This is a genomic window from Alteromonas sp. a30 (assembly GCF_026788005.1).
Classification (GTDB): Bacteria; Pseudomonadota; Gammaproteobacteria; order Enterobacterales; family Alteromonadaceae; genus Paraneptunicella.
This window is the reverse complement of sequence record NZ_JABEPE010000003.1, coordinates 68,541-83,571: the sequence shown is the minus strand read 5'-3', so window position 1 is coordinate 83,571 and position 15,031 is coordinate 68,541. Positions and strand designations below refer to the sequence as shown.

Below are 15,031 nucleotides of genomic sequence, written 5' to 3'. Positions count from 1 at the left end.
TTATTTAAAATATTTGTAGCTCTTTTGCTGCGGGTACAAGCAGCGGAAAATCTTCTTCTGGTAAATACTCAGTAAGCGAAGATAGGCGCTTTCCTAATTGCTGATAAGTTTCAGCGGTTAGATTGAAGTGTCCAAGCTTTCGTTTTGCTCTAGGCTCTTTTCCGTACCAGTGTAAGTGACTGCCCGGAATAGCAAGCATCGTGCTTGAAAATTGCCCTAAACCAATAATATTAATCATGCCGGTAATTTTATAGTTATCGGTTTGGCCTATGGGGAGATCGCAGACAGCGCGAATGTGGTTTTCAAATTGGCAAGTATCTGCACCTTGCATACTCCAGTGACCCGAATTATGAACTCGTGGTGCGATTTCGTTCACCAATAGCTTGTCACCAATTTGGAAAAACTCTACGGCCAACACACCAACATAACCTAACTCGTCACCGAGTTTTTTAAAGGCATCTTGAGCTTGCTGAGTGAGTGCATCGGAGATATTCGTTGCCGGCGCAATGGTTAGATGAAGCTGGCCTTGGTGATGACGGTTTTCCACTAATGGGTAAAATACATAGCTACCGTCTTGGCTGCGGGTGCCGACTAAGGATAATTCACGATCAAACTTCAGCATTTTTTCTGCAATCAGAGGAACCGAAGTTAAATCCAACTGGCTTAAATCATCCTCTAACTTAACCAAGTCTGCCCTGTTAGTTAAACGCCACTGCCCATAACCATCGTAACCATCACGACTGGCTTTCAGGATGAGTTGATCGCCGAGTTGATTCATTGCTGGTGCAATTTGCTCAATATCTTGGATAATTTGGTGTGGGCAATTAGGAATGTTGAGCTTTTCTAAAAGGCGTTTTTCCCTAACGCGATCAGCGCCAGCAAGGATTGCCTCGATACCCGGCTTAAGTTTGCCTGATTGATGGGCAAGTTGTAGTAAGTGTTCTGGCACATGCTCGAATTCCACTGTGATGGCATCGGCATCTTCAATAGCTTGCTTAATAGATATGGTGCGACGTGCTTTGCTAACAGGGTTAACCACCTGCTCTTTGTTGACATCGACAGCGCTAATATAAACACCAAGCGGACAACCGGCTAAATACATCATGCGGGCCAATTGCCCACTTCCGAATATCAATACATTCATTCGATGGGCTCCAATTCAGCGTTTTGTAAAACGGTTTCGGTTTGCTCTGTACGCATCTCAATAACACGTTGAGCCAGGGCTTTGTCGTGAGTCGCGAGGATTTGCGCCGCTAATAAACCAGCATTTGCCGCGCCTGCATCACCAATTGCTAGCGTACCTACTGCTACGCCTTTCGGCATTTGAACGATCGAAAGTAGGGAATCTAGTCCCTTTAAATGCCGAGAACTAACAGGCACGCCCAAAACGGGCAGGTGCGTGTGTGCGGCGATCATGCCAGGTAAATGTGCTGCTCCACCTGCGCCAGCGATAATGACGCTATAACCATTGTCTGCGGCTGTTTCGGCGAACTCAGTAAGCAAGTTGGGAGTACGGTGAGCGGAGACCACGTTGGCTGTGTATTCCACGGACAGATTCTTAAGCATTTTTGCGGCGTTTTGCATCGTGGGCCAATCAGATTGTGAACCCATAACAATGGCGACTTTAGACATGTTTTCCCCGTATTACTTAGTGGTTGCCCCGGTACTAACTAAGGCTAGTTTGTTCTAGCTTATTGAAGGATAGACCAAGGGAATAATTGTGCTCCGACATTTATTTAGACCAAATATTCGGTCCCGCAGAAGCAAGAATTCTAAAGGTGCTGAATTGTAACCTAGTTATTTTGGATGTCGAGAGACTTTGCGCGAGCGCAATGTTTCTGCGATAGATTCTGATAATTTAATCTCATTGTAAGAATTCTGTAACATTTCCCTTATCTAATGCCGCCATCATTTGCAATTAATGCAAAGTTATACTGAGCTGTAGCAGGCTCGAGGCTATATTGGACTATTCATGAATCATTCTGAGATACAGAGCGCTCCTATTCCTACCCTCCCGAACAGCAAGAAAAACTGGGCCTATTTAGCTCTGCTTGTGTATGGGATTCTCATCGCCGTTACCATTATTGGTGCGGGGTTTAAGTTAGCGACGGGCGATCATGCTGAAGCCTTATTTGGTTTTGCAGAAAACCCCATTTTAGGTTTGATTATTGGCATGGTTGCCACAGCCCTTGTGCAATCTTCTAGCACGGTGTCATCTATTATCGTAGCTATGGTGGCGGGAGGGTTGCCTGTTAGTATTGCTGTTCCTATGATTATGGGGGCCAATATAGGAACAAGTATTACGAGCACGATCGTCAGTTTGGGTCATGTTGCTCACAAAGATGAGTTTCGACGCGCCTTTGGTGCCGCGACCATTCATGATTTTTTTAATGTCATGTGTGTGTTTATTTTCTTACCGTTAGAGATTGCATTTGGTGTGTTGGAAAAGGCAAGTGGTTTTCTTGTTTCCCTATTTTCAACTTCAACGGAACTTAGTGTTTCTGGGTTCAACCCAATCAAAATCATGACTAATCCAGTGAGTCAGTTGGTTGCTGATATATTCTCCTTTCTGCCTAATTTGTTCGCAGGTATTTTAATGGCTATCTTAGGCGTTGCTTTGATCATTTTATCCATTACCTTGATGGGAAAAACGATGAAGGCATTGATGGTAGGTCGGGCAAAAGATATTTTACACAGAAGCATTGGGCGAGGGCCTATTCAAGGAATTGCATCAGGTACAATTGTGACAGTGTTGGTGCAATCGTCGTCAACAACAACCTCTTTAGTTGTGCCTCTTGTTGGAACTGGCGTTCTTTCAACTAAAGAAGTTTATCCATTTACGTTAGGGGCGAATATTGGCACTTGCATCACGGCGCTGCTTGCCGCAGTTGCCATTACTGGCCCTAATGCGGATGTGGCGCTACAGGTTGCTTTTGTGCACTTAATGTATAACGTTCTAGGGGTGGTGCTTATCTACAGCGTCAAGTTGTTGCGGAATGTGCCTCTTCACCTTTCTTCTGCTTTGTCGGATGTCGTGGCTGAGCATAAGCTTTTCGGTTTGGCTTATATTATTACGCTGTTCTTCTTAGTGCCCTTATCAGTGATTGCTGTTGCATCATAGTGTTTTTATAGGCGCATAGTGATGAGCGGTTCGAATATCTTGAGATGGCAGTTTTGGGACGGACTGTATCCGTCCCTTAAGCGTTTAGGAAAGCTGAAAGCCATCAGGCTATCGTCTTAGCCTGAAAATGCTTGGTCTAGCTTCCATTGAAGCACTTGTCCTGCGTGGAATGGTACAATTGGTTCACCGTTTGGTAGGGTAATTGATTCGGGAACAGTCCATTCTTCCTGTATTAGACGAATTTTCGTTGTATTTCTGGGTAAGCCATAAAAATCCGCTCCAAAGTGGCTAGCAAAGCCTTCGAGCTTATCTAATACACCCAAGTCGTCGAAGATTTGTGCATAGAGTTCTATTGCACTCCAAGCGCTATAGCAACCCGCACATCCACAATCACTCTCTTTTTTATGCTTTTCGTGAGGTGCGGAATCTGTGCCTAAAAAGAATTTTCTAGAACCACTGCAAACGGCTTCCTGCAATGCTTCTTGGTGTGTATTACGTTTTAAAACGGGTAAACAATAGTTGTGAGGCCGAATTCCCCCAACCAGTAAGTCGTTGCGATTTAACATCAAATGTTGAGGTGTAATGGTGGCGCCTACAATATCACTCGCTCCACTTACGAATTGCACGGCCTCCTTTGTTGTAATGTGTTCCATCACAACCTTTAATGTTGGAAATGTTTCTACAATTGGCTGCAAATGTTGTTCGATAAATTTATGTTCTCGATCAAAAATATCGATATGGCAGTCGGTTACTTCCCCATGGACCAATAAAAGCATGTTTTGTTCAGCCATGGATTCAAAAACCGGATAGAGCTGCTGAAGTGAAGCTACACCTGCATCGGAGTTTGTTGTGGCTCCCGCAGGATAGAGCTTAGCTGCGGTGACTCCGCTATTTTTCGCTGTAACAATGTCCTCAGTTGTGGTTCTATTGGTTAAATAAAGTGTCATTAATGGGGTGAATGACTTTCCTGAAGGAATAGCTTCTTGAATTCGTGCCTGATATTCCGCTGCCAGTTGTGCATTTGTCACAGGTGGAACAAGATTGGGCATCACGATGGCGCGGTGAAAGCATCGTGCCGTTGCAGGAACGGTTTCTTGAAGCATGTCACCATCTCGTAAATGGACATGCCAATCATCAGGCTGGGTCAAAATTAGCTCGGTCATTTGTGATCCTTGTACATTTCTGGAGTGATTTCGGGTCTGTATAGGGCCTTGAATATCGCTGTTTAAATAGCTTAGTTGCTTAAGCGGCGATTGAACCGGGTAAATGTATCAAATTTTAAGAACGAAATTGAGTAAAAAGCGAGTATTGATGCAGAAGCGAATTAGCTTGGGGGAGTTAATTTCTCAAGAAAAACAAAATGGGATAATGAAGTTGGGTATCCGTTTAGGAGACCGATTACTCGGCTTACATAAAATGCGGGCGTTATACCAAAACAATGGTTTGGAAGGGCTGAGTAAGGAAGAATTCTCCGATAAATTGCTCGAAGCATTGAATATTACTTTGGATGTAGACCAAAAAGCCCTTGATATGATCCCTAAAGAAGGGCCGTTATTGCTTGCGAGTAATCATCCTTTCGGTGGGATTGAAGGCGTGATTTTAGCGAGAGTCATAAGTCAGGTTCGACCCGATCTAAAGGTGCTCGCTAACACGGCATTGCGAGTATTTTCGGAATTAACAGATTATTTTATTTTTACTAACCCTCTTGCGCCTAAAAATGCCAAAAATGCCCCTTCGCTTAAACAAACTATTGGTCACTTAAAGCGTGGCGGCGCGTTACTAATTTTCCCAGCAGGAAAAGTAAGCTTTTACGATGTTGCTTCTCAGCGTGTTGTTGAGCATGAGTGGAATCGTTTAGTGGGCAGAATGTTGCAAATTCCGCAAATACAATACACGCCAATATTTGCTTCTGGAAAAAATAGCGACTGGTTTTACCGTGTAGAGCGGTTGAACTTTAAACTCAGAATGTTTTTCCTTGGATGGGAACTCCTCAACAAAAAGAATCAAAATTTACGAATCGATATAGGGCATACAGTGAGCGCAAATAGGATAGAAACACAGGTTACGGATAAAGAACTGGCTGCATTGGCTCGAGCTCAGAGTTATGCACTTGAGCCTGAATGGCGAAGTGATTGGCCAGTAACAAATGCAATGGAGTTTTCACCCCTAGCCGCACCAATTGATGTGGCGTTGCTTCAAAAGGAAATCGCGGATTTGCCAGCTAAACAGCACTTAGTTGAATATCGAAACTTTAGTGTTTATTACGGTTATCGCGAACAAATACCGAATGTCGTATTGGAAATAGCCCGTTTGAGAGAAAGGGTGTTTCGTGAACATAATGAAGGCAGTGGTAATTCAAGAGATACTGACCATTTTGATGATACTTATACGCATTTATTCGTGGTTAATAACGATACACACGAACTGGTTGGTGCCTACAGAATGGGGCAAACCGATAGGTTGTTAGCAAATTACGCAAAAGACAAAGACGACCTTAGTCCGATTTATTTGGCGCAGATGTTTAATTTTCAGCCAGGCTTTATCAATCGAAAAGAGCCATGTTTGGAAATGGGGCGCTCATTTTTAACCCCAGAATACCAAAGAAGTTTTCATGGATTGTATTTACTCTGGCGCGGTATTGGGGCTTTCTGTGGGAAATTTCCACAATATCGTTATTTATACGGCACTGTATCGCTGAGCAAATTATTTGATAAACGTAGCATTGCGATTATCAAAGCGGCGCTTGTGGAAGAAACCGATAATGTGAGTCCGAAACATGACTTTGATTTTGCGCTACATCCTGAAATTCAAGCGTTTCATCAGGATTATCATTTGCGATCCCACATGAGCAGCTTTTTGCAAGCGATAGAAACAGATGGAAAGGACATTCCAATTTTGCTCAAACACTACATGAAGCTGAATGCCAATTTCCATGCGTTAGGTGTTGATAAAAACTTTGCGGATACACCAGGGTTGTTGTTGAGTGTGCATTTGCCAAGCGCGCCACAAAAATTAGTGAGCAAATATTTGGCAGATGAAATGCCCGCTTATCTGGCCTATTCTTAATAATTTTTTAACTTAGTGCGACTTCACGTTGGTGGCTTAATGTTGCTGGTGCTACGCCGAAGTCGTTATCTAATTGAGTTCCAGTTAACGACATCATTGCAGAAATAAGTGAAAAATGATGTACCGCGTGGCTGCCTACAAACATCAGTTCTCGTGCAACGTTTGATGGACAAGTAAGCACTTGTGTTTCAGAAACCGAGATTTCACTTTTGACATCTAATGTGCGTAATAATTCTTCGCTGGTTAAGGCGCTAAGCCAATTCTCAATGGATTCAAGTAGGCTTAATGCAGAGTCTAACTCCGATTCAATGCTAGTATCGCGGTTTCGCTTGTCGTAATCGATTAGGCCAGTGTCGTTACTGTTCATTATGGCTAAATAATGATCCAATACGTGGCGCATGTGTTTGCCGGGAGAGCTGGTGAAATGAGGAGCGGTAATATGATTATAAGCCGCGTTTGAGCAACTTAGGAGGAATTGCTTCCCTTGGCCTAAAATTTCCAGCTGACTACTGATGACTTTTTCTACATTCATCCTTTTGACTAACCTCTATAGCATCGTTTTCGGAGCAAGTTTTCGAAAATTGTACCTCATTTGTTATCGATTTCAGCCTGTTGCGGAAAAATAAATGGGCATTTTTGGAGATTGTATTGATCTGACCGGATCATTGTCATCCTTTTTACAAATTAATTTTAATTTAAGTCAGCAAGACCATGCTTGTATAGTTCGATTCAATGAGTATAATACCGCTCCCTCCTTTATCATGACTCAGAATTTCCCGTTTCAAGATTGAAGATACATAGTTAAGGGAAATCTTATGGCTTACGAATGTGGCCTTTAGAGGGTTGTGATTTAAAGAAGGATGAACAAAATTAAAGGGGTGTAGTTCCAATTGGTAGAACAGCGGTCTCCAAAACCGATGGTTGGGGGTTCGAGTCCCTCCACCCCTGCCAATAGCAAAAGTAAATGCATAAAGGTTAAATCATGAGTGAGAATGCAGTTGACAATACTGGCTCTCTAGACACGTTAAAGTGGTTAGTTGTTGTTGTATTACTCGGTGCGGCTGTAGGCGGCAATTACTATTTCGGTGATATGTCAGTCTTAGTTCGTGCTGTGGGTGTGGTTGTCGCTATTGCGGTTGCGCTTTTTATCGCAGCAAAAACAGTAAAAGGTTCGCAGTTTGTCAGTTTTGCGTCAGAGTCTAGAACTGAAGTACGCAAAGTTGTATGGCCAACTCGTGAAGAAGCAACACAAACAACGCTAATCGTATTGGCTGCCACGTTTGTCATGGCTTTGTTGCTTTGGGGATTGGATGGTATCGCCGTTCGTGTGGTTTCATTTATCACCGGCATAGGAGCATAAGTAAATGTCAGAGTCTGAATCAGTAAAACGCTGGTACGTCGTACAAGCCTTCTCAGGCTATGAAGCTCGCGTTAAAAAAACGTTAGAAGAGCATATTAAAATGCACAACATGGAAAATTACTTCGGTGAAATCCTTGTTCCTACCGAAGAAGTGGTAGAAATGCGTGCAGGCCAAAAGCGTAAAAGTGAGCGTAAGTTCTTTCCAGGCTACGTGTTAGTTGAAATGGAAATGAATGATGACTCTTGGCACTTAGTTAAAAGTGTGCCTCGTGTTTTAGGTTTTATCGGTGGAACGACTGATCGTCCAGCGCCTATTACTAAAAAAGAAGCTGACGCTATCTTAAATCGTCTTCAAGAATCGGTTGATAAGCCCAAGCCAAAAACCTTGTTCGAACCGGGCGAAGTGGTACGTGTTACCGATGGTCCATTTGCCGACTTCAATGGCGTCGTTGAAGAAGTTGACTATGAAAAGAGTCGCTTAAAGGTTTCCGTTCTTATCTTTGGCCGTTCAACACCCGTTGAATTGGAGTTTAGCCAAGTCGAGAAAGGCTAATCTATATCAAGCTAATCTGTAGAATATCTGCTAGGGTTAAAGCGAGTTGATCAAACGACTCGCTTTTTTGTTTTTCGGCGTAGAGAAAACGCCAAAAGTTAAAGCAAGTAAATGTTCAAAAAATATCAAATTAGGGCTTGTTATCTATACGGCTTTTCACTATAATCCTCGGCCTTTTAAACAGGGGAGCCATTTGAGTACTTTGAGCTCATCATTGTGCGAGGCGTTATACCCAAACCGAGAGACATTTCACAATGGCTAAGAAAATTGTTGGCTTGATTAAGCTGCAAGTGCCTGCGGGCTCTGCAAATCCAAGTCCACCAGTTGGTCCTGCTTTAGGTCAACACGGTGTGAACATCATGGAATTCTGTAAAGCGTTTAACGCCAAAACAGAAAGCATGGAAAAAGGAATGCCGATTCCAGTTCAAATTTCTGTATTTGAAGATCGTTCATTTACTTTCGAAACTAAAACCCCACCTGCTTCATTCTTACTGAAGAAAGCGGCTGGCATTAAGAGCGGTTCTGGTCGTCCTAACACTGAGAAAGTGGGTAAAGTTACCCGTGCTCAATTAGAAGAGATCGTGAACATGAAGCAAGCAGATTTAACTGCTGCCGACTTGGATGCTGGTGTTCGTACAATTGCTGGTTCTGCACGTAGCATGGGCCTAGAGGTGGAGGACTAACACATGGCGAAACTCACTAAGCGTATGCGTCTAGTTCGCGAAAAAGTAGATGTTACTAAAGATTACGAAATCAATGAGGCGGTTGCTCTATTGAAAGAATTAGCCACAGCTAAGTTCCCTGAGAGCTTAGATGTAGCGGTCAACCTTGGTATTGATGCTCGTAAATCTGACCAAAACGTACGTGGTGCAACAGTGCTTCCACATGGTACAGGTAAAGATGTACGTGTTGCGGTATTTACACAAGGTGCCAATGCAGACGCAGCTAAAGAAGCGGGTGCAGATGTTGTAGGTATGGAAGATCTTGCTGAGCAAGTGAAAAAAGGCGAAATGAACTTCGACGTGGTTGTTGCTTCTCCTGATGCAATGCGTGTTGTTGGTCAATTAGGCCAAATCCTCGGTCCTCGTGGCCTTATGCCTAACCCTAAAACGGGTACAGTTACTCCTGATGTTGCGACAGCTGTTAAAAATGCTAAAGCAGGTCAGGTTCGTTACCGTAACGATAAAAACGGTATTATCCACGCGAGTATTGGTAAAGTTGGCTTTGAAGCTAACCAAATTCAAGAAAACTTGGAAGCCTTGTTGGATGCGCTTAAGAAAGCAAAACCAGCAAGTGCAAAAGGTTCGTACATCAAGAAAGTTAGCCTTAGCACTACAATGGGTGCTGGTGTAGCGGTTGATCAAAGTACTTTGAACTTTTAATTGAATGTGGGTTGGAGCTTGGATTTTCCAAAAGAAAAATCAAGCTCCCGTCCAAGACCGTAGGTGTGGTTTGACTTTGTCAGAACTACTTAATCTAACAACCTACGCAGACGGTGGTTCGACTCAGACTCTCTGGGGAAAATGAACACCGTGGAACGGTAGCAAAGCACTTTGGAAACAAAGTATGGCGTTGCCAATCTATGAACTCTGGGAAGCGGCTTTGCCAATTCTCAGTAACTAAGAGGTGATCTCAGTGGCATTAGGTTTAGAAGCAAAAAAAGAGATCGTTGCTGAAGTAAGTAACGTTGCATCTGAAGCTCTATCCGTCGCCGTCGCTGAATATCGCGGTTTGGAAGTTGCTGACTTAACTGCTTTACGCGTTAAAGCTCGCGAGCAGGGCGTATATCTGAAAGTTATCAGAAATACACTTGCTAAGCGTGCGTTAGCAGACAGCAAATTTGCAGATTTGAACAGTGCTTTAACGGGTCCACTTATCTATGGCTTCTCTATGGATGCCCCGGGTGGTGCAGCTCGTCTTTTCAAAGATTTTTCTAAAGAAAATGACAAGCTACAAGTTACAGCTCTTTCTATCGGCAGCGGCTTACTTGGTCCAGAAAAATTGGACGCAGTGGCTTCACTTCCGACACGCGACGAAGCGTTAGCAAAACTTCTTGCTACCTTCAAAGCACCTGTTGGCAAGTTTGTACGTACTATCAACGAAGTACCTACCAAATTTGCACGCGTGCTGGCGGCTATTAAAGATACTAAATAATTTTAGTGTCTCTAAAAACGAATATTTGTATTAACATTTTAAACCCAGGAGTTTAGAGAAATGGCTCTAACTAAAGAAGATATCTTGAACGCGATTGCTGAAATGCCAGTTATGGAATTGGTAGAGCTAATCGAAGCAGCTGAAGAAAAATTCGGCGTAGAAGCAACTGCAGCAGTAGCAGTAGCAGCTGGTCCAGCTGCAGCAGCTGAAGCAGCTGAAGAAAAAACTGAATTCGACGTTGTTCTTGCTGGTATCGGCGGTAACAAAGTTGCAGTTATCAAAGCTGTTCGCAGCGCAACTGGTCTTGGCCTTAAAGAAGCTAAAGAGTTGGTTGAATCAGCTCCTAAAGCTATCAAAGAAGCTATCTCTAAGGATGAAGCTGAAGCACTTAAGAAAGAGCTTGAAGAAGCTGGTGCTGAGGTTGAACTTAAGTAATTTGTCATCCGACAGGTTACAGCCAGAAATGGCGTAGGCTGGTGGTTTATTAACCTCCAGCCTTTTTGCGCTGTAGGATAGTGCAGCTTCACCGTTGATTGCCTATCCTTTATACGGCGCGAGGAAACGTTATCTATAATAATTTTTATTAAACCAATGCCTTTGCGTTTTTAGTAAAAAGTATTGGTCAGTAAGCGTTATCTAAAACGGTGCTGAGAATTGTCGACGTTACGACGGCAACAGGGTCAAAAATCAGCAGACTGAGGAATCCATGGTTTACTCTTATAGCGAAAAGAAACGTATCCGCAAGGACTTTGGCAAACGCCCCCAAGTTTTGGAAATACCTTACCTTCTTTCGATTCAACTCGATTCATTCCGTAAATTTATTGAAGTTGATTCCGATGGTCAGTATGGCTTGGAAGCGGCGTTCCGCTCGGTATTCCCAATCAAAAGTTACTCTGGTAATTCAGAGTTACAATATGTGAGCTACCGTTTAGGTGAGCCAGTATTTGACGTAAAAGAATGTCAGATTCGTGGGTTGACTTATTCAGCTCCTCTTCGAGTTAAGCTTCGTCTAGTTTTATATGATAAAGAAGCGGCTCCAGGCACAGTAAAAGATATTAAAGAGCAAGAAGTGTATATGGGTGAAATCCCATTAATGACCGATACGGGCACTTTTGTTATTAATGGTACTGAGCGTGTTATCGTTTCTCAATTACACCGTTCTCCCGGTGTATTCTTTGATCATGACCGTGGAAAAACTCACTCTTCAGGTAAGGTACTTTATAATGCTCGCGTTATCCCTTACCGTGGTTCTTGGTTAGATTTTGAATTTGACCCGAAAGATAATTTATTTGTACGTATAGATCGTCGTCGTAAATTGCCTGCCACCATTATCCTTCGCGCTATGGATATGGGAACGGAAGAAATTCTAGGTTTATTCTTCGATAAAGAAACCGTTCGTATTACTGAGCGTGAATTCATGATGGGTATTATCCCTGAACGTTTACGCGGTGAAACAGCGAAGTTCGACATCAAAGATGGTGAAGGGAATATACTTGTTGAAGCAGGTCGTCGTGTATCTGCTCGTCATACTCGTCAGATGGAAAAGGCAGGTATCAATGAGCTAGAAGTACCGGCAGAATTCTTAATCGGCCGAGTATTTGCTACCACTTACGTTGATGAAGCGACGGGTGAAGTCATTGTTAACGCTAATGATGAAGTTACTTTAGAGCGTCTAGCTGCACTTAGAACTGGCGGTTATGACACCTTCGAAACGCTTTACATCAATGAGCTCGATCACGGTTCATATATCTCTGATACTGTGCGTATCGACCCAAGCTCCAACCGTTTAGAAGCGCTAGTAGAAATTTATCGTATGATGCGTCCCGGTGAACCACCAACAAAAGACGCAGCAGAAACTTTATTCGACAATTTATTCTTCTCTGAAGAACGCTATGACCTATCAGCAGTAGGCCGTATGAAGTTCAATCGTCGTCTTGGCCGTTCAGAGTCAACGGGTGAAGGCACGCTTTGTAAAGAAGATATTGTTGAGGTTATGCGTCGCCTAATTGCGATTCGTGACGGTAAGGATGAAGTTGATGATATTGATCACTTGGGCAACCGTCGTATTCGTAGCGTAGGTGAGATGGCAGAAAACCAATTCCGTGTTGGTTTGGTGCGTGTTGAAAGAGCTGTTAAAGAGCGCTTAAGTCTTGGCGATTTGGATAGCATCATGCCGCAAGACTTGATCAACGCTAAGCCGATCTCCGCTGCCGTTAAAGAGTTCTTTGGTTCCAGCCAGCTATCTCAGTTTATGGACCAAAATAACCCGTTATCGGAAGTAACACATAAACGCCGTGTTTCAGCATTAGGCCCCGGTGGTCTTACGCGTGAACGTGCAGGATTCGAAGTTCGAGATGTTCACCCAACTCACTACGGTCGTGTATGTCCAATTGAAACCCCTGAGGGTCCAAACATCGGCTTGATTAACTCATTATCAAGTTATGCGCGAACTAACGATTATGGTTTCCTTGAAACACCGTATCGTAAAATTGTTGATGGTGTAGTGACGGATGATGTGGATTACCTTTCTGCAATTGAAGAAGGTCAGTTCCCTATCGCTCAGGCGAGCGCAAAGTTAACAGAAGACAGCCGTCTTGCTGATGACTTAGTACCCTGTCGTCATAAAGGTGAATTCACCTTAATGCCACGCGAAGACATTCTTTATATGGATGTTGCACCGCAGCAGATTGTTTCCGTTGCAGCAAGTATCATCCCATTCCTAGAACATGATGATGCTAACCGTGCCTTGATGGGCTCGAACATGCAACGTCAAGCTGTGCCAACGCTAAAAGCTGAAAAGCCACTAGTGGGTACAGGCATGGAAAAAACCGTTGCTATCGATTCAGGGGTAACGGTTGTCGCCAAGCGCGGTGGTGTAATTGATTATGTAGATGCTAGCCGTATCGTTGTTAAAGTTAACGATAGTGAGCTAATGCCAGGCGAAGCCGGCATCGATATTTACAACTTAACTAAATACACGCGTTCAAACCAAAATACTTGTATTAACCAGAAGCCGACTGTAAACGTTGGTGAACCTGTTAATGCCGGTGATGTTATGGCTGATGGTCCTTCTACAGACCTTGGCGAATTGGCGCTTGGTCAGAACATGCGTATCGCTTTCATGCCTTGGAACGGTTTTAATTTCGAGGATTCAATCCTTATCTCTGAGCGTGTGGCTCAGGAAGATCGCTTCACAACGATTCATATTCAGGAATTGAGCTGTATTGCTCGTGACACTAAGCTAGGTCCAGAGGAAATTTCTTCTGATATTCCGAATGTGGGTGAATCTGCATTAAGCAAACTTGATGAGTCAGGTGTTGTTTATATCGGTGCAGAGGTTAAAGGCGGTGATATTCTTGTTGGTAAGGTAACGCCTAAAGGTGAAACTCAACTAACGCCAGAAGAAAAGCTATTGCGTGCAATCTTTGGTGAAAAAGCGTCCGACGTTAAAGATACATCTCTACGTGTTCCAAATAGTGTTCATGGTACGGTTATTGACGTACAAGTATTCACTCGTGATGGTGTAGAAAAAGACAAACGTGCGCTTGAAATTGAAGATATGCAGTTGCGTCAGGTTAAGAAAGATTTAACTGATGTATTCAATATTTTGGCAGATGACATCTTTGCTCGTACTCGTAACCTTTTAGTTAATAATGGTGTTGCGTCTGAGAAACTAGATACCTTGCCAAGAGAGAAATGGTTTGATTTACCACTAAGCGATGAAGATGCGCAAGCTGAATTAGAGCAAAGTGCAGACCAATTTGCTGAAATTAAAGCTGACTATGATAAGAAGTTTGAAGCTAAGCGTCGCAAAATCACACAGGGTGATGACCTAGCGCCAGGTGTTCTTAAAATTGTTAAAGTTTACTTAGCGGTTAAACGTCGTATTCAACCGGGTGACAAAATGGCAGGTCGTCACGGTAACAAAGGTGTTATCTCATCCATTCAGCCAGTTGAAGACATGCCTTATGATGAAAATGGTACGCCTGTTGACATCGTACTTAACCCGCTGGGCGTACCTTCGCGTATGAACATCGGTCAGATCCTTGAAACTCACTTGGGTATGGCTGCAAATGGTCTTGGCGTGAAGATTGATCGCATGATCAAAGAGCAGCAAGAACTCGCTAAGTTAAGAGAATTTATCCAGCAAGTATATGATGCAGGTCGATGCAGACAAACGGTTGATCTTACAACATTCACTGACGATGAAGTGAGACGTTTGGCACATAACTTGCGCAAAGGTGTACCAACTGCAACGCCAGTATTCGATGGTGCTACTGAACTTGAAATTAAAGAGCTACTTAAACTCGCTGATATTCCAGAAAGTGGACAAATCACGTTATTTGATGGTCGTACTGGTCAGGAATTTGAACGTCCGGTAACAGTGGGTTACATGTACATGCTGAAACTGAACCACTTGGTAGACGACAAAATGCACGCTCGTTCTACTGGTTCGTACAGCTTGGTAACGCAGCAGCCGTTAGGTGGTAAAGCTCAGTTCGGTGGGCAACGTTTCGGTGAGATGGAGGTATGGGCACTAGAAGCATACGGTGCTGCCTACACCTTACAAGAAATGTTGACAGTTAAATCTGACGACGTGAATGGTCGTACGAAGATGTATAAGAACATCGTCGATGGTGACCATAGCATGGACCCTGGAATGCCAGAATCATTCAACGTATTGTTGAAAGAGATTCGCTCTCTGGGTATCAACATTGAGTTGGAAGAACAATAGGGCGCTCTGGTTTAGAGCAGTTGGTTTAGGCTGTAGCATTTG

The 15,031-nt window shown here is 43.4% G+C and carries 13 protein-coding genes and 1 tRNA gene; 10 read left to right on the top strand and 4 right to left on the bottom strand.

What is annotated here, in order from left to right:
- Nucleotides 1-4: 4 nt before the first annotated feature.
- Together HJG39_RS04310 and purE are read right to left on the bottom strand one after the other, a co-directional pair.
- Nucleotides 5-1,144, bottom strand: a complete 1,140-nt coding sequence (locus tag HJG39_RS04310; protein WP_268407218.1) for a 5-(carboxyamino)imidazole ribonucleotide synthase — start codon at nt 1,142-1,144, stop codon at nt 5-7.
- A complete protein-coding gene (purE, locus tag HJG39_RS04305) occupies nt 1,141-1,632 on the bottom strand; it encodes a 5-(carboxyamino)imidazole ribonucleotide mutase (protein WP_268407215.1) in 492 nt (163 codons plus the stop codon). Before purE ends, HJG39_RS04310 begins: the two co-directional genes overlap by 4 nt.
- Before the next feature lie 340 nt (nt 1,633-1,972).
- Between purE and HJG39_RS04300 the strand changes: the two genes are divergently transcribed.
- Nucleotides 1,973-3,121, top strand: a complete 1,149-nt coding sequence (locus HJG39_RS04300) for a Na/Pi symporter (protein ID WP_268407214.1) — start codon at nt 1,973-1,975, stop codon at nt 3,119-3,121.
- A gap of 116 nt (nt 3,122-3,237) precedes the next feature.
- Here HJG39_RS04300 and pyrC read toward each other — a convergent pair whose 3' ends face one another.
- Nucleotides 3,238-4,284 (bottom strand): dihydroorotase, encoded by a 1,047-nt coding sequence (pyrC, locus tag HJG39_RS04295; RefSeq protein WP_268407212.1) that lies wholly within the window; start codon nt 4,282-4,284, stop codon nt 3,238-3,240.
- 127 nt (nt 4,285-4,411) lie between these two features.
- Here pyrC and HJG39_RS04290 point away from each other — a divergent pair, with 127 nt between their 5' ends.
- Entirely contained in the window at nt 4,412-6,187 is a 1,776-nt protein-coding gene (locus tag HJG39_RS04290; protein WP_268407209.1) for a lysophospholipid acyltransferase family protein, read from the top strand.
- Nucleotides 6,188-6,194: 7 nt separating this feature from the next.
- Here the strand turns inward: HJG39_RS04290 and HJG39_RS04285 are convergent, their stop codons facing one another.
- Entirely contained in the window at nt 6,195-6,719 is a 525-nt protein-coding gene (locus HJG39_RS04285) for a DinB family protein (protein WP_268407206.1), read from the bottom strand.
- A gap of 342 nt (nt 6,720-7,061) precedes the next feature.
- Here HJG39_RS04285 and HJG39_RS04280 point away from each other — a divergent pair.
- The 8 genes from HJG39_RS04280 (at nt 7,062) to rpoB (ending at nt 14,989) form a co-directional block, all read left to right on the top strand.
- Nucleotides 7,062-7,138 (top strand) — tRNA-Trp (locus HJG39_RS04280).
- A gap of 31 nt (nt 7,139-7,169) precedes the next feature.
- Nucleotides 7,170-7,547 (top strand): preprotein translocase subunit SecE, encoded by a 378-nt coding sequence (gene secE / locus HJG39_RS04275; RefSeq protein ID WP_268407204.1) that lies wholly within the window; start codon nt 7,170-7,172, stop codon nt 7,545-7,547.
- 4 nt (nt 7,548-7,551) lie between these two features.
- On the top strand, nt 7,552-8,100 hold the full coding sequence (nusG, locus tag HJG39_RS04270) for a transcription termination/antitermination protein NusG (protein ID WP_268407202.1): 549 nt from the start codon (nt 7,552-7,554) through the stop codon (nt 8,098-8,100).
- Nucleotides 8,101-8,354: 254 nt separating this feature from the next.
- A complete protein-coding gene (gene rplK, locus HJG39_RS04265) occupies nt 8,355-8,783 on the top strand; it encodes a 50S ribosomal protein L11 (protein ID WP_268407201.1) in 429 nt (142 codons plus the stop codon).
- 3 nt (nt 8,784-8,786) lie between these two features.
- Nucleotides 8,787-9,482: a 50S ribosomal protein L1 gene (rplA, locus tag HJG39_RS04260; protein ID WP_268407198.1), complete on the top strand. Its 696-nt coding sequence runs from the start codon at nt 8,787-8,789 to the stop codon at nt 9,480-9,482.
- A gap of 253 nt (nt 9,483-9,735) precedes the next feature.
- Nucleotides 9,736-10,254 (top strand): 50S ribosomal protein L10, encoded by a 519-nt coding sequence (gene rplJ / locus HJG39_RS04255; RefSeq protein WP_268407196.1) that lies wholly within the window; start codon nt 9,736-9,738, stop codon nt 10,252-10,254.
- 60 nt (nt 10,255-10,314) lie between these two features.
- The gene (rplL, locus tag HJG39_RS04250) at nt 10,315-10,689 is read left to right on the top strand and encodes a 50S ribosomal protein L7/L12 (RefSeq protein WP_268407193.1); all 375 of its coding nucleotides are present in this window, start codon (nt 10,315-10,317) and stop codon (nt 10,687-10,689) included.
- 271 nt (nt 10,690-10,960) lie between these two features.
- Complete coding sequence (gene rpoB, locus HJG39_RS04245; RefSeq protein ID WP_268407192.1) at nt 10,961-14,989, top strand: DNA-directed RNA polymerase subunit beta; 4,029 nt, start codon at nt 10,961-10,963, stop codon at nt 14,987-14,989.
- Nucleotides 14,990-15,031: the final 42 nt, after the last annotated feature.